This window comes from Nocardia brasiliensis ATCC 700358 (genome assembly GCF_000250675.2).
Taxonomy (GTDB): Bacteria; Actinomycetota; Actinomycetes; order Mycobacteriales; family Mycobacteriaceae; genus Nocardia; species Nocardia brasiliensis_B.
On the sequence record NC_018681.1, the window covers coordinates 3,327,999 to 3,348,601 of the forward strand.

Below are 20,603 nucleotides of genomic sequence, written 5' to 3' on the forward strand. Positions count from 1 at the left end.
CGGCTGCCGCGCCCTGTGCGGGGGAACTACCACCTGAACTCCGTTATATGCGTTCGGGCTCTCAGCGCTGCCGGGCGAGACGGCGCTTTGCCCGGTACGGCTGCACGAACATGTACCAGCCGGTGCCCAAAAGCAGGAAAAGCGGCAGTAACGGGAGGTAGAAAATCCACGCGGCGGATTCGGTCAAGCCGAGGGCGGCCGCGACGAACGCTATGACGACGGTCGCCGTGAAAGTCATCGACATCCAGCGATGCAGCTGCCGGTTGTTCTTACTCCAGCTCATTACCTTCTCCTTTGCGGTCGGCGCGGTGCGCCGCAGGTGTTGACCTGGATTATCGCGAGACGGGAATCGGCCCGCCGTTTATTCGAGCGAATCAGCCGCAAATTCAGCGTGGCGGTTGATTCATGTCCCGATTCATCTGCGGGATTTCGATGCTGATCGGCAGCCGGAGTTCGGCCAGATAGATCAGGGCCGCCTGGCGCAGGAATTCGTCGAAGAGCCAGTAGGCGTCCGGCGCGAGCGGCACCACCGGAAGCAATCCTTCGCGCACCGCGATGAACGGCCCCCAGCTCACCCGCAGTAGCGGATCCCAGACCGGTTCCCTGGGGATGGCCAAACCGTCGGCGATCTTGTCGCCGAGCAGGAATCGGGTGAACGCGCCGAGCACGGGCTTGCTGAGGATCGCCAGATCGAGGTTCACGCCCAGTCGCAACAGCCGGTCGGCCAGCGCCGCGCCCTCGGGGGTCGGCGCGATAATCGGGTCGAGTACCTGTGCCGCTTGGGAATTCGACTCCGCCCACGAGTTGGGTATGTACTCGTCGCGGACGCCGAGCATATGCGCACAGACCTGCCACGAGTGCAGGAAGGCCTCCGATTCGGGCGCCGGAATGGGCACCTGCCACGCCCGCAGGTGTTTCATGACGGTGGTCGGCAGGCTGTGCCAGGTCACCATCAGGTCGTTCTGGCTGATCGGAATGTCTTCCTCGGCCGAATGCACCCAGTGCGGGGACTGCGGCAGCAGGTGTCGCACGGCGGCGTGCACCAACCGGGTCTTGACGCACGTCACGATCATTTCGCCGTCGGGCGCATAGGCATTCGCGGTGCCGATGTCGTAGCCGAGCTTCGCGGTCTTGGAGATCCGGTCTTTCAAATCGTGACCACCCTTGGAGTAGTAGACCGCCCGCGCCTCCTTGGGAATGACCGTGCTCATCATGCCGCTGGCCAAGCCGTACAGCACACCGAGATACAGGCCCCGCTTCTTGTTGAACTCGACCGCGGTGCCGAGCTTGCCCGGATCGGTCCACTGCGGAAGCCGGCGGGCGTACTCCATGAAATCGCGTAGCTCCGTGGGCAATCCGGCGGGCAGCGGCTGGCCGTTGCGGGTCCACGTCCGCAACAGCTCGTTCACCCGCCCTACCTCGTTGCGTTCCAGTAGTGCCGCGACCACCGGATCGGCCTCGGGATCCCAGACGGTCATGGGGTCCGCGCCGGCCCCGGTGCCCGCCACCGAGCCGTCCGGTGACCAGCTCCACGGTTGTGCCCGCGCCGGTGTCACTCGCGCGATCGCGCCGGCCGCGCCCAGCGTCGCACCGACCTTCAACGCGTTTCGCCTACTGATTCGACTCATGGCGATACTCCTCACTGAGCTGACGCCACCCTGCCGCGCCAGTCCGGTCGCGTCGCGCCGATCTGCGCATCGAGTGGAAGAATAGTCATTAACTTAGCAAGGTGCGGGCGCAGGCGAGACGACTTCGGGGATTTCGGCAAAAATCGATGCAAGAGTTGAATAATTGCTGATCCTTGACCGGCGCGAGGGTGGTGATGGTGGTGCGCGAATGGAGGAAGGATCGATAACTTAGCGCCCCGCCCGCGGCTCGCGGACGGGGCGGCGGGCAGCGACCTAGCCGAGCACCGGGTAGTTCGCGCGGATCACCGAGTGCGGATCGCGAGCTTGCTTGATCTCGCGCAAGCGGGCCAGCGTGTCTTCGTCGAAGGCCGCAGTGGCGGACTCGTCCGTGCCGAGGAAGGTGTACGGCTTCTGCCCGCCGAGGTGCCCGCCGATCGCCGCCACGATCTCGGATCGTTTGGCGCGCACCGCATCCACGAGATGCGGCAGGCCGAGCCCGAGCAGATACAGCAGATACGGTTCGGCCACCGGCCCGCGCGCACCGTTCCCGGGCCGGGCGGCGGCGAGCGCACCGCCGAGGTGGCGGACCTGAATGTTCACCAGAGGTGCGACCGGCTGGTCGAGCAGAGTCTTGACCACCGCGTCGCCCAGATCGGTGAGCAGTTCGCCATGCGACAGTGACGGGCTGGGATCGGTCGGTTCCGAGCTGATCTCGCCGAGTCGCGCCACCGGCAGCGGGCCGCGCTTGTCCGTCACGGCGCCGCCGATCGCGTCCAGTGGGGTGAGCAGGGCGCGACCGGCCTCGGGGTCGCCGAGGTAGGCGGCATCGAGCGCGACCATGGGTGGGGCGTCGGGGAACTGGAAGCGATGGAACGTCACCGAGAGTTCGTCGGGCGCACCGGCCGTGAGTGTCTGGAACAGGTCGAAGACCTCGGCGGTGCGGGTGCCCGGCCACATTGTCCGGCCGCCGTAGAGTCCGGGCGCGGGGAACAGGTCGAATTCGAGTCCGGTCACCACGGCGAAATCGCCACCGCCGCCGCGCAGCGCCCAGAACAGCGCGGGATCGTCGGCGGCGGTGACCCGGGCCTGCGTGCCGTCGGCGGTCACGATCTCGAAGGCGCGCACCGCGTCCGAGGCCCAGCCGTGTTTGCGGCCGAACCAGCCGAGCCCGCCGCCGAGTGTGTAGCCGGTCACGCCGACCACCGGATTGCTGCCGGCCAGTCCGGTGAGTCCGTGCGCGCCGGCCGCGACCTGTACCTGCCCCCAGTTCGCACCCGCGCCGACGCGGGCGATGCGGGCCGTGGCGTCGATCGCCACGCTGTCGAGGCGGCCGGTACGCAGCAGGATCGCGTCCTCGACGCTGCCGGTCGCGCTGTGGCCGGTCGGCTGGGTGACGACCGGAATGTTCGCGGTGCGCGCGTAGCGCACCACCGCCGCGATATCGGCCACGTCGGCGGCCTCGACCACCGCCGCCACCGGCTGGGTGACGGTGAGATTCCAGGGTTGTGCGGCAGCGGCGAAGTCCGCGTCACCGGGAACCAATACCCGGCCCTGCACGGCGTTGCGAAGATCGGCGAATGTCATCGTGGCGTCCTGACTTTCCTGAATACGTTCGGGTGGCGCGGTATCGGTCCGCGCCGGGGAAACGGGCCGTTCGTTGCCCGGCGCAGCATTGACGAACGAGCGCAGGAAAGTGTGACACGGCCGAGATCGCGCCAGGTCGGAGCGCGTCCGGCGGACGCTCAGGTCAGGTCAAGTCAGGGCCAGCGCGGCGAGGGCGCTGCGGTTGATCTTGCCGGTGGGTGTACGGGGCAGGTCCTCGACGAATCGGACGTCGCGGGGGACCTTGAAGCGGGCGAGGTGGTCGCGGACATAGGCGCGGACCTCGTCGCCGCTGAGATCGCCGTGCGCGATCAGGAACGCGGCCAGGCGTTGGCCGAATTCCTCGTCCGGCACGCCGATCACGGCGGCTTCGGTGATCTTCGGGTGCCGGTAGAGCAGATCCTCGACCTCGCCGGGGAAGACGTTCTCGCCGCCGGAGACGATCATGTCGTCGTCGCGGCCGTCGATGAACAGCCGGCCGGCCGCGTCGAAATGCCCGACGTCGCCGGTGCTCATCAGGCCGTCGACGATGTTCTTGCCGCCGCCACCGGAGTAGCCGCTGAAGGCGATCGAATTGCCCACGTACACAGTGCCTTTGGCTCCAGGCTCGGTCACCGGCCGTCCGTTCTCGTACAACCGCACGACGATGCCGACCGGTGGTTTGCCGACGGTGCCCGGCGCCGCGATCCAGTCCTGCGGGGTCGCGATGGTGGCGGTGCCGGTCTCGGTGCAGCCGTAGAAGTTGTAGAGCACCGGACCGAACAGCTCGATGGCCTGGGACCCGAGTGCCGAAGGCAGCGCGGCGCCGGCGGAGAAGATGATGCGCAGACTGCTCGTATCGAAGCCGCGGATCTCCGCGGCGCCGAGATCGAGTATTCGGCGCAACATCGTCGGCACCAGAACGAGTGCGGTACAGCGGTATTCCTGGATCTGCGCCAGGGCGCGGCGGGCGTCGAACCGGCCGTGCAGCAGCACCGTGCAGCCCAGCGAGAGTGACATGATGAACTGCGTCAACGCCGTCCCGTGGAACAGGGGAGCGCACAGCAGGGTGACGCCCCCGTTGCGATAGGGCACGCGGTCCAGGAATTGCGCTGCGGCCAAGGGGGTTTCGACCTTGCGCGGCACACCCTTGGGTGTACCCGTGGTGCCGCCGGTGAGGATGACGAAGCCGCCCTGGGTGGCCGGAGCGGGTGGTCGGGTGACGACGCTGTTCTTCGCGGCGCGTAAGTCGAGACGCCGGACCTCCGGCCCGAGAGCGGCTGTGGCAGTGTCGAATTCGTCATCGGCGAGGATCGCCCCGACGCCCTCCCTGGCGACGACGTCCGAGAGCTGGGTCGCGCCGAAGCCGGTGTTCAGCAACACGACCCGAGCGCCGATCTTCGCGCCCGCGATGAGGGCCTGCACCATGCCGCGGTGATCGCGGCACAGTACGCCGATCGGCGTGCGCGCGGACACGCCCTGGGTCAGCCAGGCCTGCGCCAGCGCGTTGGTGCTGTAGGCGAGCTCGCGATAGGTCAGCAGACCTGATTCGTCGATGAGTGCGATCCGGTCCGGGAAGCGCAGCGCCGCGATCTCCACCGTCCCCGCGATCGGTCCCAGCGTCCGCACCGACCGGCTCGTCCGGACGATCTGATCGGGGCGGCGCAGGTCGATCACCCCGGCCCGTTGCAGCACCGCGACCTGCCGGAGCTGGGTCGGCAACGTGCGGGCGCCTCGGGAAAACGGCAGGTGCACTCGTTCCATGGGTCAATCCCAATGCATCGCGCACACACCGCGCTATTGACAATTGACTCAATGTGACTGTGCGAATTCTGGCAATACGTAGACCTGCCCGCTCACCGTCGCTCCCGGCGCACGGGTTCCGGCCGCGGCACGGGCTCGGCGATCACGACGGCATTACCGCCCAACTGTTTTGCGCGGTACATCGCCGAGTCGGCGGTGTGGAACACGGTGCGGTCGATCGGGACGCGCCGGTGGTCCCCGGTGCGGACCGGGTCGATCCGGGCCGCGCCCACGCTGGCGGTGATGGTCTGCGGCAGCCGCGGCATCGACTCGACCGCCTGCCGCAGTCGTTCCGCGACGGCGCCGAGGTCGGCGCCGTGCAGCCGGCCGACGACCACGAATTCCTCGCCGCCCGTGCGCACGACGACGGCGCCGGGCGGTGCGGCGGCGCGCAGGCATTCGGCCGTGCGCACCAGCACTTCGTCACCGAACGAATGGCCGAAGGTGTCGTTGACGGACTTGAACCGATCGAGGTCCAGTGTCACGACATAGACGCCGTGATCGCGGCCCCGTGCGCGAAACAACCGGGACAGGTGCGAATCGAGGCCGCGCCGGTTCAGCACCTTGGTCAGCGGATCGGACAGTGCGTCCAGGCGTAGCAGCCAGTTGCAGAACTGGACGACCGGCAGCACCACGCCGGTCACCACGAGAATGACCAGCACGACCACCGCGCCCAGGGCGAGATCGCCCCGGCCGTGCCCGCTGCCGCCCGGCCCGCCGGCGACCATCATGGCGGCCAGCGCGAGGATCGACAGCACGGAGAAGGCGACGTGCAGGGCCAGCACCGGCGGACCGTGGAAGATCGTGATGTACCCGCCGGTCGTCACCAGCAGTACGCAGCCCATCGCGCCGAGCAACCGGTCCTGGACCATCACGTTGTTCGCGGTCACCGCGATATCGACCACGGCGACCCACATCAGCGATTCGGTTTCGCGCGGCCACGCGAACAGCCACCAGCGCAGGGTCCACAATCCGGCGGTGACGGCGACGACGATGGCTTGGATATCACCCGCGACGCCGCGCTGGCCGCCCTGGGAGGTCAGCGCCAGCAGGGTGATCGACCCCATCACGATGCCGCCCCAGCCCATCATGAACTTCAACGGCCCGAGCGCCGAGTGCGCCTCGAACGTCTCGATCAGCCATCGGTAATCGACCCGGTACCGCCACCAGGAGCGCACCATCGATCGGCTGCTGGTCACCAAAGCCACCGCCCTCACGTCGGCAAGAGAGTCTCCGGTCTGTTTGTGCACCCCGACAAGATTCGTGCCCGTCTACTGTCACTGCACAGTAACTGAGTATTAGCTGTCGGTGGACCGTTGATGCGGAGAGATGTGAGGACCGTCACCTGGGGGCCAGTAGCCGTTTTTGCGTGGCGTGAACCCCCTCAGCAGGCCACGGTGGTGAGCTGTCGCGCGCGGTGGGCGGCGCTGGCGCGGGCCGCGGCGGCGATCGCCACCACCGGCGGAACCCAGCGGGCCTCGTCGGGAGCGATCTTCCAGCAGGCCGCGCCGTTGGCGAGCCGGGTCGGCGGCAGCGGGATGCTCGCGCCGTCGGTGTGCACGATGGCGCCCGCGTCCCGCAGCGCGGCGATGGCGAGCGCCGCCTTCGCGGCGCCGACGACCAGGTGGAATTCGCGACGCTGCGCGCCCGGCAGTTCGACCACCGGGCCGAGCAGGTTGTTCGCGTGCAGGAAGCGGGAGACCTCACCGGCGAGCGCGCCGGTCAACTCGACGGCGGCGACCTGCTCGTCGGTGATCAGGCAGACGCCGTTGGCGGTTTCGGTGACGGTCCAGCCACGGTCGCAGTAGTCGTGCGCTGCGTTCACGGTGGCCACGGTGACGGGACTCTGGAACGTCGCAGGCACTGTCTTCTCCATTCATCAGGTGGCTCGAGAACTCTGGGGCGGGGTCGTGGTGGGCACCCGCATCTGTCGCACCTGTATCAAATCCGCTGCGGCTAACAGTTTTCCTACAGAATGCTTGTGATCACGACCGGCACCACAGATTCTGCGTGGTCAGGCCCGTGCGGGGCATCGCCCGCGGGTCGCTGGCGGGGTCGTCATTTGGGAGGACACGGGTGCGCCCGCGTCATACCTGACGGTGTACGGGACCCCGACACGAGTCCGGGGGTGTTCGGTAACGCCGCAGGTCAGCACCGTCCGGCCGACGGGTGGGTCGGCTGGGTCACATCCGGTGCGAATCGGGTTGAGCGCCGGGATCTTCCGGCACGCGCACGATGCGTGCGGTGCGCGTGCAGCGGGTAGGGTCGATACCCGGATTCTGCGTTGGGTATCGAGGAGGGCTGCGATGGCGGATTGGTTCGACGAAGGGCACGCATCGTCCTCGTTCTCCGAATACCTGCACCGGAACGCACCGGAACTGTTGCCCTCGCACCGGTTCGGCCGCGCGAGCACGGGGAAGGACATCGCGCCGCACGGCACCACGATCGTCGCGGTCACCTATCGCGGCGGTGTGCTGCTCGCCGGCGACCGGCGCGGCACCATGGGTCATCTGCTGGCCACCCGGGACATGGAGAAGGTCTTCATCACCGACACCTACTCGGCGGCCGGCTTCGCTGGGACCGTCGGCACGGCCGTCGAAATGATCCGGTTGTTCGCGGTCGAACTCGAGCACTACGAGAAGATCGAGGGCGCGCCGCTGACCTTCGAGGGCAAGGCGAACCGGCTGTCGAAGATGGTGCGCGACAACCTGCCCGCGGCCATGCAGGACCTGGCGGTCGTCCCGCTGCTCGTCGGCTACGACCTCGACGCCACCGACCCCGATCGGGCCGGCCGGATCTTCTCGTACGACGTCGTCGGCGGCCGCAGCGAGGAACGGTTCGGTTACGCCGCGGTCGGCTCCGGTTCGCTGTTCGCGAAGTCGTCGCTGAAGAAGACCCACACCCGCGACATCGATGCGGATCGCGCCCTGCACATCGCGGTCGAAGCCCTGTTCGACGCCGCCGACGACGACACCGCCACCGGCGGTCCCGACGTGGTCCGCGGCATCTACCCCCGCGCGGTGCTCGTCGACGCCGAAGGCGCCCAGGAGGTCCCCGAACCCCGCCTCGTCGAGATCACCCGCACGCTCCTCGCCACCCGCACCGCCGAGCGAACCACGTCCTGAACAGCACTCATTCGTCTGTTCGGGTGGACGCGTACAGGCCGAGTGCGACAGCGGCCAGGGCGGCGGCCGCCGACAGCGTCCAGAAGGCCGGGCCGAACCGGAATCCGCCGCCGGTGGCGATCCGGTCCTGCCAATAGTTGCGCAACCGCAGCACCAGGTACACCGAGGTCGCCGAACTGAGCAACAGCGCCGCCGCGATGATCGGCCCGGCGGCTCGCCCGACCGACGTGGCAGCGCAGCGCGTCCGTAGCACCGGCGCGACAAGTACACCCAACGCGCCGACAACGACCAGCACGACCCCGAGGTGATCGAGCCCGTACGGATAGCCGCTCGGCGCCCACCACGGAGTCACGTCGACCTCCGGCAGCTTGCGGCTGTTGTCGAACCCGAGGCGATCACCGCCGCGCACCGACTCGGCGACCGGCACCAACCAGGTGACCGCCAGCGTGGATTGCGCCGCAACCAAACTCAGCACCCCCGCGACCGCGACGACCCACCCCGCCCACCGTCGAGGTCGAAGGTCCTTGGCAGGCAACGTCATCAGGTCTGTGCGCGCACGGTGGTCAGCGCGGCGGGAACATCCATGGTCGATCACGCACCTTTCTGGTCGAACAGGCCGTCATGCCATGCGGTTCGCCGTCCGCCGGTCGAGGCCCCGTCGCGACAGGGCTGCCGTCGCGGGCGTCAGAGCCAGATGGGGTCGCCGTAGGCGGTGGTGGTGTTGTCGGCGGTGGGGGTGGAGATGGTGGCGGTGGCGAAGGAGCGGAGCGAGACCGGGCCCATGCAGGCGTCGACCTTGACTTCGACCTGGTCCATGGCGATCGAGGCGCGGCCGGTGGCGAGTTGCTTGCGGCCGAATTCGACGGTGGCGATGGAGCCGGGTTTGAGGGTGGTGGACAGGTTGGGGGAGACCGAGGCGTTGACGCCGAGGCTGACGCTGGGCGGGTAGGAGATATTGAGGGAGGCGTTGGGGCCCACGGAGAACCCGAGGCTGGTGGTGAGTCCGGAGGAGACGTCGATCTGACAGCCGATCTGGTAGCCGAAGCTGACCTGCCCGGCGTTGACGGGTTGGCTGCCGCTGCCGGTGATCTCGGCGACGGCTTTCAGCGAGACGAATCCCTCGCGGGTGAACATGGTGGCCGCGAGGTTGGGGTAGCGATCGAGGGTTTCGCCGGTTTTGGTGACGGTGAGCGTCCAGCCGTCGTCGGTGGTGACGACGCGGGACCGGTCGGTGACGGCGTCGGCCGCGGCGATCCCCTGTGCGCCTACGAGCAATCCGACTGCAACCGCACTCGTGCATGCCGCGGCGGCGGCGTGTCCGCGCCGGAAGGCAACCCTCTTCATAATCTTTTGATCCTTGTCGGGTCGTGTATTGGCTTCGAACCCGCAAAGATGGGTTCCCCTTCGAGGTAAAGGAAAACCTAATGGCAAACTTCTGGCAACCTTTCCCGAGTGGTGGCGTGTCGCCGTGATCGTCTGTTGACCTTTTCGATATCCGAGTCCCGCTGGCCGGAGTGGGTGGTCGAAAATTCAACCGCCGTTTTGTGGGGTACGTCACGCAATGCTCGTTATCCGCGTCGGACGTTCCGATCAGCGTGCGCCGGACCAGGGTCGACCGGAACCGGCTGCTCTACTATCTCTGGTTTCGTGCGGTGCGGCGGACGGGAGGCATGGGTGGGGCGTGCAGCGGCAGGCTGTGGGGCACGGCTGAGCCGGCGTGCCGTGCTGGCCGCGGGAGTCGCCGCGACGTGGTTCGTCGCCGACGCGTCCGCCGCCGCGCCACGGCGTGCCGAGACCGATCCGGCGCACACCGACGTGCTGTTCATCGGCGCGCACCCGGACGACGAGTCGAGCAATCTGTCCACCTTCGGGCGCTGGCGCGAAGAACTGGGCTGGCGCACCGGCGTCGTGACGATCACCCGGGGCGAGGGCGGCGGCAACGCGGCCGGCCTCGAGGAGGGGCCCGAACTGGGTCTGCTCCGGGAGATCGAGGAACGCCGGGCCACCGCGTCGGTCGGCATCGAGAACATCTACTACCTCGACAAGCCCGACTTCTGGTACACCCTCTCCGCTCCGCTGACCGCCCGCGTCTGGGGTGCCGAGGACACGCTGGCGCGCCTTGTGCGACTGGTTCGGTCGACCACCCCGCACACCATCGTGGTGATGGACCCGCGCCCGTTCGATCAGCATGGTGGGCACCAGCTTTCGGCCCGCCTCGGCATCGAGGCGTTCCGCTCGGCCGGCGACCCGCGAGCCTTTCCGGGCCAGCTCGCCGACGAAGGACTGCGCGTGTGGCAGCCCCGGAGCTTGCTGGCGCAGAATTATGGATTCGACACACTGCTCGGGCCGGATGTGGCCGAGCGACGGCAGATCGATCCGGCCAGCGGCCTGCCGGTCCTCGGCGTCTGGTCCGGTGGACTGTCGCGGGCGCACGACACCAGCTGGGCGCAGGTCGAACGCGATGCGGCACGTCGCTATCTGACGCAGGGTTTCGCCGCGTTGCCGCCGCGCGTGCCCGCGGATCCGCGGCAGCTCGGTTCGGATTGGTTCACGGTGCTCGCCGAGGACGGCCGTTTCGTCGAGGCGCCGGTGCTGCGGCAGACCGGACTGCGGCCGCTGTACGCCGAATTCCGCGACTGGGCCGAGCGAATCGGGTTGCCCTGGTTGGCCAATCGCGCCCAGCCCGGGTATCCGCCGAACCCGCGCACGGTGGTCCCCGCGGTGCCGGTCGCGCCCGTGCTCGACGGCGTCGAGGGCCCGGGCGAATACCCGGGTCCGGCACTGCCGCTGGCGGTCTGGCAGGGCGGCGGCGACTGCACGGCGACGGCGAAACTGTCCAGGCACGCCGACGACCTGTACGTGCTGGTCGATGTCACCGACGACCGCAAGGGCGCGACGTTGGCCGCCGACGACGTCAAGCGGCACTGGCGCACCGACGCGGTAGAGATCGCGCTCGATCCCCGGGGCGACTCCGACGACACGTCGACCACGTTCAAAACCGGCATCCTGCCCTACACCGCGAGCGCGGGTGGCCCCGCGGCCGAGCGCGACGCCGACAACGATCAGGGCGCAGCGGGCGAGACGGCGCCGGGTATGCGGGTCGCCGCCCGGGTGAGCGAACCGTATCGCGGCTACACCGTCGAGGTGAAGATCCCGCTGGCCGAACTTCCGGCCCCGGTCGATCCCGGCAGGTTCGCCGTGAACATCCTCGTCTACGACTCCGACACCGCGGACAAGACCGGGCATACGCGCTTGGCCTGGTCGCCGTTCGGCAGTCCGCAGGCCGACCCGTACGTGTGGGGGACCGCCGTGCTCGCCGATTATCAACCGCCCGAAGGATTTTCCGTGGTCGCGCAGCCGCCGGTGCTGCCGCGAACCGCCGCCCGCAGTGCGGATTCACCGGCCTCGGTGGCGCAGGCCGAGCGCATCGGGATACCGATCGCGGGAAACCCACGCACCAGCCGCTAGGCCGCACCGGATCCGCGCTTTCCGTATCGCGTCGCCTCGGGACGCGGTAGACAGGATGTTCATCGCCCGCAATGGATGGCGACGTGCGCGAAGTGAGGAGTGCCGATGGAACCTGTCGTCGCGGTGACCGGTGGCAAGATCAGCGGCCGGACTGTCAACGGGATCAGCGCTTTCCTGGGTGTGCCGTACGCGGCGCCGCCGGTCGGGGCGGCGCTGTTCCAGGCGCCGCAGCCGCCGGTGCCATGGGACGGGGTGCGGGCGGCGGTCGAATTCGGCGGCAGCTGCCCGCAGGCGCCGTACCCGCCGGCGCTCGCCGCGATCTTCGGCGTCCAGACGGTGCCGGGCGCGGAGGCGCTCAATGTCAATGTCTGGACACCGGATCCGGGCGGGTCCGGACTGCCGGTCATGGTGTGGATCCACGGCGGTGCGTTCACCCGTGGCTCGAATGCGTTGCCCGCCTACGACGGTTCCGCGTTCGCGCGCGACGGTGTGGTGCTGGTGTCGCTCAACTACCGGCTCGGCGCAGCGGGTTTCGCGGTGCTCGACGGTGCCCCGTCCAATCGTGGTCTGCTGGACCAGCAGTACGCGCTCGCGTGGGTGCAGGAGAACATTCGCGGGTTCGGCGGCGATCCGGACAACGTGACGGTCTTCGGCGAATCGGCCGGCGCGATGAGCATCGCCGCGCTGCTCGCCGCACCCAGTTCGGCGGGACTGTTCGCCAAGGCGATCATGCAGAGCGGCAACGGCGAGGTCGTGGCGTCCGAGGCCGACGCGCGCAAGGTGTCCGCCGAGATCGCCGCGACGCTCGCGATCGCGCCCACCGCGGCGGACTTCGCGGCGGTGCCGCCGGAAGCTTTGCTCGCCGCGCAGGAGAAGACGGTCGCGGACCTGATCGCGGATACCGATCCGGCGCGCTGGGGCGCGTCGGTGATCACCGGCGGACTCGCCTCGATGAGCCTGTTTCCGGTGCTGGACGGCGTCGTGCTGCACGAGCGGCCGATCGACGCGATCGCCGCCGGGTCGGCCCGCGGGATCCCGCTGCTCATCGGGCACACCAGCGAGGAATTCCGGCTCTTCATCGTCCCGACCGGCGTCGCCGCCGCGCTGACCATGGATGCGCTGCCTTTCGTGCTGGCGCGGTATCAACTCGACGCGTCCTGCCTCGAGCCGTATATCGCGCAACAGCCCCGGGCTTCGGCGGGCGACCTGCTGGCCGCGGTTCTCACCGATCACGCGTTTCGTTTCCCGGCAAGGCAATTGGCGCACGCCCAGGCGGCTACCGGCACGCCGGTCTTCGCCTTCGAATTCGCTTGGCGCCGAGTCGATCAGGATTTCGGCGCGTTCCATGCGCTGGAACTCCCGTTCGTGTTCGACACGCTGGCCGCGGTGCCCGCGCTGGTCGGGCCGGATCCCGCGCAGTCGGTCGCGGACGAGATGCACGCCGCCTGGGTCGCTTTCGCGCGCACCGGCGACCCGGGCTGGCCGCAGGACAGTGCCGAACACCCGTCGGTGCGGGTGTTCGACGCACCGGCGCATCCTGCGAGCGGGGTCCCGGTCAGTCCGTGAGGCGAGAAGCGAGCGCGAGCAAGGTCCGCAAGGTGGCGAGTTGCTGTGCGTAGTCGCCGTCGAGTTTGGCCAGCAGGCTGGTGATTCCGGCGGACCGGTAGCGCCGCAGCCGTTCGGTGATGTCAGCGGGGGTGCCGATGAGGTTGGTCAGGGCGCCGAGTTCGCGGGGCACCGCGCGCCGGGCGGCGTCCTTGTCACCGGCCTGCCAGAGCCGGGCGACCTGCTCGATCTCCTTGCCGAAGCCGAGCCGGGCGAAGGCGTCGTTGTAGAAGTTCCGGCCGCCGACGCCCATCGCGCCGATGGTGAACGCGTAACCCTCGGCGTGCTTGTCGATCATGCGCGTGCTCGCCTGCTCGTCCCCGGTGATCTCGACCGCGACCGGCGCCACCAGATCCAGTTCGGCCAGTTCGCGCCCGCCGCGAATCGCGCCCTCGCGCAACGGATCCAGGAACACCTCGGCGGCTTCGGGAATGAAGGCGTTGCCGAGCCAGCCGTCGGCCAGCTCGCCGGTCAGTCGCAGGTTCTGCGGTCCCATGGCCGCGTTGTAGATCGGCACGTGCGCCGGGCGGACCATGGGCTGCAACGCTCGACCCGGCCCGTCCGGCAACGGCAGCGGGTAGATCTCGCCGGGGTGCGCGAGCCGTTCGCCCCGGCTCACCGTCCGGATGATCTCGATGGTCTCGCGAGTGGTACGTACGGGGCGGCGGAACCGGACGCCGTGCCACCCCTCCATCACCCGCGGTCCGGAGACGCCGATGCCGAGATCGAACCGGCCACCGGAGAGCTCGTGCAGGCTGAGTGCGGACGTCGCCAGGAGCGCGGGGCTGCGCGACCCGAGCTGCACGACGAACGTGCCCAGCCGGATCGAGGAGGTGCGGGCCGCGAGGTAGGCCAACCCGGTCAACGCGTCGTAGCTCCATACCTCCGCGACCCACAGTGACGAGGCCCCCGCCGCCTCCGCCGCGACCGCGAACTCGACCGCACCGGGTAACCGCGGTTCGATCAGCACCCCGATACGCACTGTGCCTCCTCGGCCTGGTGGACCGGAGCCCGGTCCCTCCTCTATGTTCTATGCAATAGCGTATAAGGCAGCCGGCGCGGAGCAGGCGGGAAGGGGTGCGGTGCGGTATCGCGACTGTCCCACTATCGAAGTGGCGGAACGGATTTCCTGCGACGCCGCGACGGCGTGGGACCTGGTCACCGACATCGAGCTGCCGGTGCGCTGCTCTCCCGAGCTGGAGGCGGTGAGCTGGGAAGGCGACGCCGACCGGGTCGCCCTCGGCGCGCGGTTCCGCGGACACAGCCGGCATCCCGCGCTCGGGGCCTGGGAAACCGTGTGCGAGGTCGTCGAGGTCGAACCCGAGCGCCGCTGGGTGTGGAACGTGGTCGGTGCCGACGGCGTCAGTGCCACCTGGGGTTTCGAAATCGACCAAGCGCGCGAAGGCGTGATCGTGCGGCAGTGGGCGCGGATGGGGCCCGCGCCGTCCGGGCTGGTCGTGGCGATCACGGCCACGCCGCAGCTCGAGGGGCGCATCGTCGCGCGCCGGCTGGAGGAGTGGTCGGCGGGCATGCGTGCCAACCTGGCGGAGATTCAGGCCCGCGCGCAGCAGTGAGCGCGCTGCGCTCAGCGTGACCGGCTCGAGAGCGGAGCGGGCGTGCCTCCCTCGACCAGCCGGAACACCCGCTCCAGCGCCATCCGTCCGGCCGCGATCTGCTCGGTCGCCTTGTCCTGCAAACGATCACGCAATGCGGGCGCTGCCGTCCACAGCTCCCGGACGGCGTCGGTCAGCTGCTGCTCGAAGGCACCGTCGTCGAGCCGGACGATGCGCAAGCCGGTGCCGAACATGCCCGCCAGGCCGTGGAACTTGTCGTCGTAGTACTGCGACGCAGAGAGGGCGACCGCCGGAATTCCCTGGGACAGCGCGAAAACCGCGAGATGATAGGTACTGGTCACCAGGACGCGGCACCCGGAGACCTGGCGCACGACATCAGCAGCCGTCCCGGCTCGGCGCACCGCGGAACGGACGTGACCGGCGCCGGTGAGCAGCGGCAGCGTAGCGCGACGGTCCTCGGAGTCGTACTCGCTGACGATCAACGGCGCCAGTGCCGCATCGAATTCTGTTGCACAAGAATGCAACACGGTTGCGAGCACGGCCCGGGCACCGTCGCCCACCCGCGAGTAGTCCGCGATCCGCAGGCACACACCGAGATCGGTGCCGAGTCCGGCCCGGCGCAGCTCGTAGCCGAATTCGACTGCGTCGTCACCGGTTACCAGGATGCGCCCGGGGGAGACGCCGAGATCGGCGAGCAGGCCGGGTCCGCGCCGGCCCTCGCGCAGTGCGATGACGTCGACGCCGGGCAGGACCGCGGCCGCGTGCTTGCGCAGCCCCGCATCCCGCATCGGACCGATGCCCTGACCGAGCATGACGGTGGGAATGCCCAGGGCGGCAGCCTGTTCCAGCAGATCGAGGGCGCGGTGGGCTTGGTACCGGTCGACATCGGTCAGGTAGCCGCCGCCCTGCGCGATCACCAGGGACGCGTCGGCAAGTGCCGCCGGACGTTGCGCCGCCGCGCGATCCGGCGCAGGGGCGTTGCCGCCGGACGGCCGGATCCTCGTCTTCGCCGCCGCGCGGATTCGGCGCAGCCGCTCTTTCGGCACGTCCGACGTCGCTCGCCAGTGCAGTGCGGCGGGGCCGATCATCTTCGTGCCGGCTACTCGGGTGGCCTCGCTCGCCGAACCCGAACGCGCCCAATGCCCGCCGGACGCCGCGCACACCGGTTCCGCCTCGGGCAGCAGCGCCCGCAGCACCCGCGGCTGGTCGGTCAGCATCCCGATGCGCGCGTCCGGCCAGCGTTCCCGCAGCCGCCGCACGGTGATCGCCATCATCGCGAGATCGCCGCGGTTGCGCAGGGCGTACTCGCCGTTCTCGACCAGCACCCGGATCGGGTCGCCGCCCGGCACGGTCAGTACGCTCCGTCGCCGCTGGCCACGGTGCCGATCGTGCTGGCGAGGATCATCAGGTCGAGCCGCATCGACCAGTTGTCGACGTAGCTGACGTCCAACCGCATGGATTGCTCGAGCGAGAGATCGGACCGCCCGCTCACCTGCCACAGCCCCGTGATCCCGGGCTTGACCAGGAGCCTGCGCCGCATCGTGTCGTCGTAGGCGTCGACCTCGCGCTGCACCTGCGGGCGCGGGCCGACCACGCTCATCTCCCGCCGCAGGACATTGAGGAACTGCGGCAACTCGTCGAGGCTGTACTTGCGGAGTATCCGGCCGACCGGTGTCACGCGCGGATCGTGTTCGAGCTTGAAGAACACCGGGTTGCCGCCCGCCTCGTCGATCAGCGCCCCCACGTGGTCGTCGGCGTCGAGGTACATGCTCCGGAACTTGATCATCGCGAAAGGCTTGCCGTGCATGCCGATCCGTTCGGAACGGTAGAAGACCGGGCCCGGGCTGGTGAGTTTGATCAGCAGCGCGATGACGAGCAGCGTCGGCGCGGTCGCCAGCAGTGCCAGGGACGCGAAGCACAGGTCGAAGACGGCCTTGGATCGCGATCTGGCCAGGGGATGGCGGGGTTTCGCGATATGCAGGACCGTCATGTTCGACACCGAGTGCCTGGTCACCCGGCCCGCGGCGACGTCGATCAAGCCGGTCGCCAGCAGCAGTTCGGCGCCGAGCGCTTCGAGATCCCAAGCGAGCCTGCGGAATTCGTCGGGCGCGCAGACATCGCCCCCGGTCAGCACGACGGCATCGGCGCGGGTCCGATAGGCCGCCTCGGTCACCGATCGGAGGTCGCCGACGATCGGCGCCTGCAGGCCGGCGGCGCCGGTGCCGTGGGAACAGGCGCAGACCGGTGAGGGGGTACACACGCCGATCACCCGGTAGTTGGCGGCCGGATCGGCGGTGAAGGCTGCGCTGACCGCCTGTGCGGCTGCGGCATTGCCGACCACGAGGACGGACGTGGGGTGTGGCCGATCGGTGCCGGCGCGTTCGGCGCGGCGGCGCAACAGTGCCCGGCTGCCCAGCAGGCCGAGGATGCCGACCGGCAGCGCAAGCGCCAGCAAGTCGCGGGTGGTATCGAGCGGTAACACCAGTGCGGCGAGCGCGACCAAGGCGAACAGGTAGAGCGACGCAGTGCAGACGGCCGCGAACTCTGTTGTGCCCGAGGCTCGGACCCGGCCGGCGCGCAGTCCTCGCCGCGCGGCCGAAGGCGGATCGGCAGCAACCCCTGACCCGCACATATCTAAACGCATGGAGACGTTCCTATTTCATCGACGAGCGTGGCGATAAACGCTGAAGCGATTCCCCGGAAACCGCCGGGGAATTGCTTCCGAACAGAACCGCGAAGCGAGTGTTGCAGATCGATCGCTGGATGAGAACGGGCGCACAATCCAGTGCGACGCACATCACAGAGAGAGATGATAGCTATATCTTTGCGAAATCTCGCTGGCCATTGGTTTATGGGTGTAGTGAAGCTGTGACTATTGAAGCGTTGATTTCAGGTGGAGCTTAACGGGGCGGAGTGGTTCGCGCCCCGCTGCTACTGTCAGTTCTAGCAGGTGTGAAAGGTTCCTATTGCCTGCTGGTTTCGATGAGGTTATGGTTGCGCCGAGCTCGCGTGGTGTGCAGAAGCCCAAAAAAGCGCGATCTTTGCTGTGAGTATGCTAGCTCGGGGAGAATGGCGGTTATTGGTATTGTTCCACCCGATTTGTTGTGGCGTTGCCGCCGCTTCAGGCGCTGGTCGATCCGAGTGGGAGCATGCGTGATTTGTCGGCTTTGTGAATCCCCGCTGGTAAGCGTGCTCGATCTGGGCGCTTGTCCACCTTGCGAGAAATTCTTGACCGCGGCGGAACTCGATCACCCCGAAGCGAACTATCCGCTGCATCTGCGTTTGTGCGCGAACTGCCTGTTGTTGCAGATCCCCGCCCTGATCACGCCGCAGGACACCTTCACCGAGTACGCGTACTTCTCGTCCTACTCCGACAGCTGGGTGCGGCACGCGAAAGCCTTTGTGGATCAGGCGATCAACCGCTTCGAGCTCGGCCCGCGATCGTTCGTGGTCGAGGTGGCCAGCAATGACGGCTACCTGTTGCAGCACGCGGTCGCGGCCGGTGTGCCGTGCCTGGGGATCGAGCCGTCGGTGAACGTGGGCGCGGCGGCACTGGCCCGCGGCGTGCCGACGATGCCGGCGTTCCTGAACGAGGAGACGGCGGCGAAGGTCCGGGCCGAGTACGGTCCCGCGGATCTGGTGGTGGCGAACAATGTTTACGCCCACATCCCTGATCTGCTCGGTTTCACCCGCTCGCTGCGCGAGCTGCTGACCGACGACGGCTGGCTGGCCATCGAGGTGCACCACGCGTTGAACCTGGTGCGGCTCGGGCAGTTCGACACCATCTACCACGAGCATTTCCAGTACTACACGGTGCTGTCGGCGCAACGGGCCCTCGCCACCGCGGGATTGACGGTGGTCGACGTCGAACATCTGGCCACACACGGAGGTTCGCTGCGGATCTGGGCCCGGCCCGACGCGGTCGCGATCCCCGGCCGGCGGGTGGCCGAGGCGCTCGCGGTGGAAGCCGAGGCCGGCCTGCACGAGGTCGGCGGGTACGCCGCGCTGCGCCCGCGCACCGAGGCGGTCCGGCACGATCTGCTGCGCTATCTCCTCGACGCGCGTGGCCAGGGCAAGCGGGTGGTCGGCTACGGCGCGCCGGGTAAGGGCAACACCCTGCTCAACTACTGCGGCATCCGGCCCGACCTGCTCGAGTACACCGTGGACCGAAACCCGTACAAGCACGGGCGATTCACCCCGGGCACCCGGATCCCGATCCATCCGCCGGACCGGATCGAGCACGACCGGCCCGATGTCGTGGTCGTCCTGCCCTGGAACCTCGAAACCGAGATCACCGCGCAGCTCCGCCATATCGGCGACTGGGGCGGCGAACTCGTCTATCCACTGCCCACCCTGCGTCGCGCGGAGCTCTCATGAAGGTTGTCCTGTTCTGTGGTGGCTACGGCATGCGCATGCGCAACGGCACCGACGACGTCATCCCCAAGCCCATGCAGATGGTCGGTCCACGCCCGCTGATCTGGCATGTCATGCGGTATTACGCGCACTACGGCCACAAGGACTTCATCCTGTGCCTCGGCTACGGCGCCAACCACATCAAGAACTACTTCCTGACCTATCAGGAATCGGTGTCCAACGATTTCGTCATCCGGGACGGGCAGGTCGAACTGCTGCAGTCCGATATCAGTGACTGGACAATCACTTTCGTCGACACCGGCGTCGACTCGGCCATCGGCGAACGATTGCGCCGGGTCCGCGGGCACCTGGGCGGCGAGCAGTACTTCCTCGCCAACTACGCCGACGTGCTCACCGATGCGCCCCTGGACCAGATGATCGAGAAGTTCACCGCGTCCGGTGCGGCCGCGTCCATGCTGATCGTCCCGCCGCAGTCGTCGTTCCACTGCGTGGACATCAATGCCGCGGGCGAGATCAAGAACATCACACCTGTTGCGCGACTGCCGATCTGGGAGAACGGCGGCTACTTCGTGCTGACCCAGGAGGTGCTCGACCTGCTGCCGCCCGGCGGCGATCTGGTCGAGGACGCCTGCGGTGCGCTGGCGAGCCAGGGCAGGCTCTTCGGCTATCAGCACCTCGGATTCTGGAAGCCCGCCGATACATTCAAGGAGCGCGCGGAACTCGACGACGGTTACCACCGCGGCGACCGGCCGTGGATGATCTGGGAGGGCAGCGAAAGCCTCGAGGTCGTTTCGTGAAGGTGTTACGCCCGCAGCGGATCACCGAGGTCGCGGTGCTGGGAGCGCACTGCGACGACATCGCCATCGGCCTGGGCGGCACCCTGCTCACGCTGGTGAAAGACGCGCCGGGACTGGTGGTTCGGGCACTGGTGCTCAGTGGCGGCGGCACCCCCCGGGAAGCCGAGGAGCGGGCCGCGCTCGCGGCCATCTGCGCGGGCGCGACGGTAGAGCTGACCGTGCTGGACATCCCCGACGGCCGGGCGCCCGCGCACTGGGACCGAGTCAAGGACGCGGTGGCCGCGCTGCGCCGTCGCGGCGAGCCGGATGTCGTGTTCGCGCCCAATCGCGCCGACGCGCACCAGGATCACCGCCTGCTCGCCGAACTGGCACCGACCGAATTCCGGGATCACCTGACGCTCGGTTACGAGATCCTCAAGTGGGAGACCGACACCCCGCGTCCCACGCTGTTCCATCCGCTGCCCGCCGGCGTCGCCGCGGAGAAGGCCCGGCTGCTGGTGAAACATTATCCCTCGCAACATGATCGGGACTGGTTCGACGAGGACGCCTTCCTCGCCGCGGCCCGGGTGCGCGGGGTGCAGTGCCACGCCGAATACGCCGAGGCCTTCGTGGCCGAGAAGACCGTCGTCAGTTTCGGAGGTATGTGAA

At 68.5% G+C, this 20,603-nt stretch carries 18 protein-coding genes; 7 read left to right on the forward strand and 11 right to left on the reverse strand.

The annotated features are described in order from the left end of the window. Window positions 1-61 precede the first annotated feature (61 nt). The 6 genes from O3I_RS15065 to O3I_RS15090 form a co-directional block, all read right to left on the reverse strand. Window positions 62-283 (reverse strand): hypothetical protein, encoded by a 222-nt coding sequence (locus O3I_RS15065; protein ID WP_014983789.1) that lies wholly within the window; start codon window positions 281-283, stop codon window positions 62-64. Window positions 284-386: 103 nt separating this feature from the next. Next, entirely contained in the window at window positions 387-1,628 is a 1,242-nt protein-coding gene (locus O3I_RS15070) for an oxygenase MpaB family protein (protein WP_041562627.1), read from the reverse strand. Between the two features lie 273 nt (window positions 1,629-1,901). After that, window positions 1,902-3,212: an FAD-binding oxidoreductase gene (locus tag O3I_RS15075; protein WP_014983791.1), complete on the reverse strand. Its 1,311-nt coding sequence runs from the start codon at window positions 3,210-3,212 to the stop codon at window positions 1,902-1,904. A 168-nt stretch (window positions 3,213-3,380) separates the two neighbouring features. Beyond that, window positions 3,381-4,973: an AMP-binding protein gene (locus tag O3I_RS15080; protein ID WP_014983792.1), complete on the reverse strand. Its 1,593-nt coding sequence runs from the start codon at window positions 4,971-4,973 to the stop codon at window positions 3,381-3,383. A 92-nt stretch (window positions 4,974-5,065) separates the two neighbouring features. Further along, window positions 5,066-6,211: a GGDEF domain-containing protein gene (locus O3I_RS15085; RefSeq protein ID WP_014983793.1), complete on the reverse strand. Its 1,146-nt coding sequence runs from the start codon at window positions 6,209-6,211 to the stop codon at window positions 5,066-5,068. Window positions 6,212-6,396: 185 nt separating this feature from the next. After that, a complete protein-coding gene (locus tag O3I_RS15090) occupies window positions 6,397-6,876 on the reverse strand; it encodes a hypothetical protein (protein ID WP_086006278.1) in 480 nt (159 codons plus the stop codon). 442 nt (window positions 6,877-7,318) lie between these two features. Between O3I_RS15090 and prcB the strand changes: the two genes are divergently transcribed. Then, window positions 7,319-8,137: a proteasome subunit beta gene (gene prcB / locus O3I_RS15095; protein ID WP_014983795.1), complete on the forward strand. Its 819-nt coding sequence runs from the start codon at window positions 7,319-7,321 to the stop codon at window positions 8,135-8,137. 7 nt (window positions 8,138-8,144) lie between these two features. On the opposite strand, the gene O3I_RS15100 is transcribed toward prcB, so the two are convergent. Then, window positions 8,145-8,678, reverse strand: coding sequence for a hypothetical protein (locus O3I_RS15100; RefSeq protein ID WP_141692316.1), 534 nt, complete (start codon window positions 8,676-8,678; stop codon window positions 8,145-8,147). A gap of 143 nt (window positions 8,679-8,821) precedes the next feature. Beyond that, window positions 8,822-9,481 (reverse strand): MspA family porin, encoded by a 660-nt coding sequence (locus O3I_RS15105; RefSeq protein ID WP_041562628.1) that lies wholly within the window; start codon window positions 9,479-9,481, stop codon window positions 8,822-8,824. Window positions 9,482-9,811: 330 nt separating this feature from the next. Between O3I_RS15105 and O3I_RS15110 the strand changes: the two genes are divergently transcribed. Together O3I_RS15110 and O3I_RS15115 are read left to right on the forward strand one after the other, a co-directional pair. Then, window positions 9,812-11,605, forward strand: coding sequence for a sugar-binding protein (locus O3I_RS15110; protein ID WP_202804937.1), 1,794 nt, complete (start codon window positions 9,812-9,814; stop codon window positions 11,603-11,605). Between the two features lie 105 nt (window positions 11,606-11,710). Then, entirely contained in the window at window positions 11,711-13,171 is a 1,461-nt protein-coding gene (locus tag O3I_RS15115) for a carboxylesterase/lipase family protein (RefSeq protein WP_014983799.1), read from the forward strand. Here O3I_RS15115 and O3I_RS15120 read toward each other — a convergent pair. Beyond that, on the reverse strand, window positions 13,161-14,192 hold the full coding sequence (locus O3I_RS15120; RefSeq protein WP_014983800.1) for an LLM class flavin-dependent oxidoreductase: 1,032 nt from the start codon (window positions 14,190-14,192) through the stop codon (window positions 13,161-13,163). The two genes, O3I_RS15115 and O3I_RS15120, sit on opposite strands and share 11 nt — an antisense overlap. Window positions 14,193-14,322: 130 nt before the next feature. Between O3I_RS15120 and O3I_RS15125 the strand changes: the two genes are divergently transcribed. Then, window positions 14,323-14,784, forward strand: coding sequence for an SRPBCC family protein (locus O3I_RS15125; protein WP_014983801.1), 462 nt, complete (start codon window positions 14,323-14,325; stop codon window positions 14,782-14,784). An 11-nt stretch (window positions 14,785-14,795) separates the two neighbouring features. Here O3I_RS15125 and O3I_RS15130 read toward each other — a convergent pair whose 3' ends face one another. Together O3I_RS15130 and O3I_RS15135 are read right to left on the reverse strand one after the other, a co-directional pair. Continuing rightward, window positions 14,796-16,133 carry a polysaccharide pyruvyl transferase family protein gene (locus O3I_RS15130; RefSeq protein WP_014983802.1) on the reverse strand — a complete coding sequence of 446 codons (1,338 nt, stop codon included), beginning with the start codon at window positions 16,131-16,133 and terminating at the stop codon, window positions 14,796-14,798. A gap of 2 nt (window positions 16,134-16,135) precedes the next feature. Beyond that, complete coding sequence (locus O3I_RS15135) at window positions 16,136-17,428, reverse strand: sugar transferase (RefSeq protein ID WP_141692317.1); 1,293 nt, start codon at window positions 17,426-17,428, stop codon at window positions 16,136-16,138. Between the two features lie 509 nt (window positions 17,429-17,937). Here O3I_RS15135 and O3I_RS15140 point away from each other — a divergent pair. The 3 genes from O3I_RS15140 to O3I_RS15150 are packed head-to-tail and all read left to right on the forward strand — an operon-like array spanning window position 17,938 to window position 20,602. Further along, window positions 17,938-19,161: a class I SAM-dependent methyltransferase gene (locus O3I_RS15140; RefSeq protein ID WP_041562630.1), complete on the forward strand. Its 1,224-nt coding sequence runs from the start codon at window positions 17,938-17,940 to the stop codon at window positions 19,159-19,161. Then, the gene (locus O3I_RS15145; protein WP_014983805.1) at window positions 19,158-19,955 is read left to right on the forward strand and encodes a sugar phosphate nucleotidyltransferase; all 798 of its coding nucleotides are present in this window, start codon (window positions 19,158-19,160) and stop codon (window positions 19,953-19,955) included. Before O3I_RS15140 ends, O3I_RS15145 begins: the two co-directional genes overlap by 4 nt. Beyond that, window positions 19,952-20,602 carry a PIG-L deacetylase family protein gene (locus O3I_RS15150; protein WP_014983806.1) on the forward strand — a complete coding sequence of 217 codons (651 nt, stop codon included), beginning with the start codon at window positions 19,952-19,954 and terminating at the stop codon, window positions 20,600-20,602. The genes O3I_RS15145 and O3I_RS15150 overlap by 4 nt, the downstream gene beginning before the upstream one ends. Window position 20,603: the final 1 nt, after the last annotated feature.

Coding starts and splice junctions, on each gene's coding strand:
- O3I_RS15065 (WP_014983789.1), bottom strand. CDS start 283: ATGAGCTGGAGTAAGAACAACCGGCAGCTGCATCGCTGGATGTCGATG.
- O3I_RS15070 (WP_041562627.1), bottom strand. CDS start 1,628: ATGAGTCGAATCAGTAGGCGAAACGCGTTGAAGGTCGGTGCGACGCTG.
- O3I_RS15075 (WP_014983791.1), bottom strand. CDS start 3,212: ATGACATTCGCCGATCTTCGCAACGCCGTGCAGGGCCGGGTATTGGTT.
- O3I_RS15080 (WP_014983792.1), bottom strand. CDS start 4,973: ATGGAACGAGTGCACCTGCCGTTTTCCCGAGGCGCCCGCACGTTGCCG.
- prcB (WP_014983795.1), top strand. CDS start 7,319: ATGGCGGATTGGTTCGACGAAGGGCACGCATCGTCCTCGTTCTCCGAA.
- O3I_RS15100 (WP_141692316.1), bottom strand. CDS start 8,678: ATGACGTTGCCTGCCAAGGACCTTCGACCTCGACGGTGGGCGGGGTGG.
- O3I_RS15105 (WP_041562628.1), bottom strand. CDS start 9,481: ATGAAGAGGGTTGCCTTCCGGCGCGGACACGCCGCCGCCGCGGCATGC.
- O3I_RS15115 (WP_014983799.1), top strand. CDS start 11,711: ATGGAACCTGTCGTCGCGGTGACCGGTGGCAAGATCAGCGGCCGGACT.
- O3I_RS15135 (WP_141692317.1), bottom strand. CDS start 17,428: ATGCGTTTAGATATGTGCGGGTCAGGGGTTGCTGCCGATCCGCCTTCG.
- O3I_RS15145 (WP_014983805.1), top strand. CDS start 19,158: ATGAAGGTTGTCCTGTTCTGTGGTGGCTACGGCATGCGCATGCGCAAC.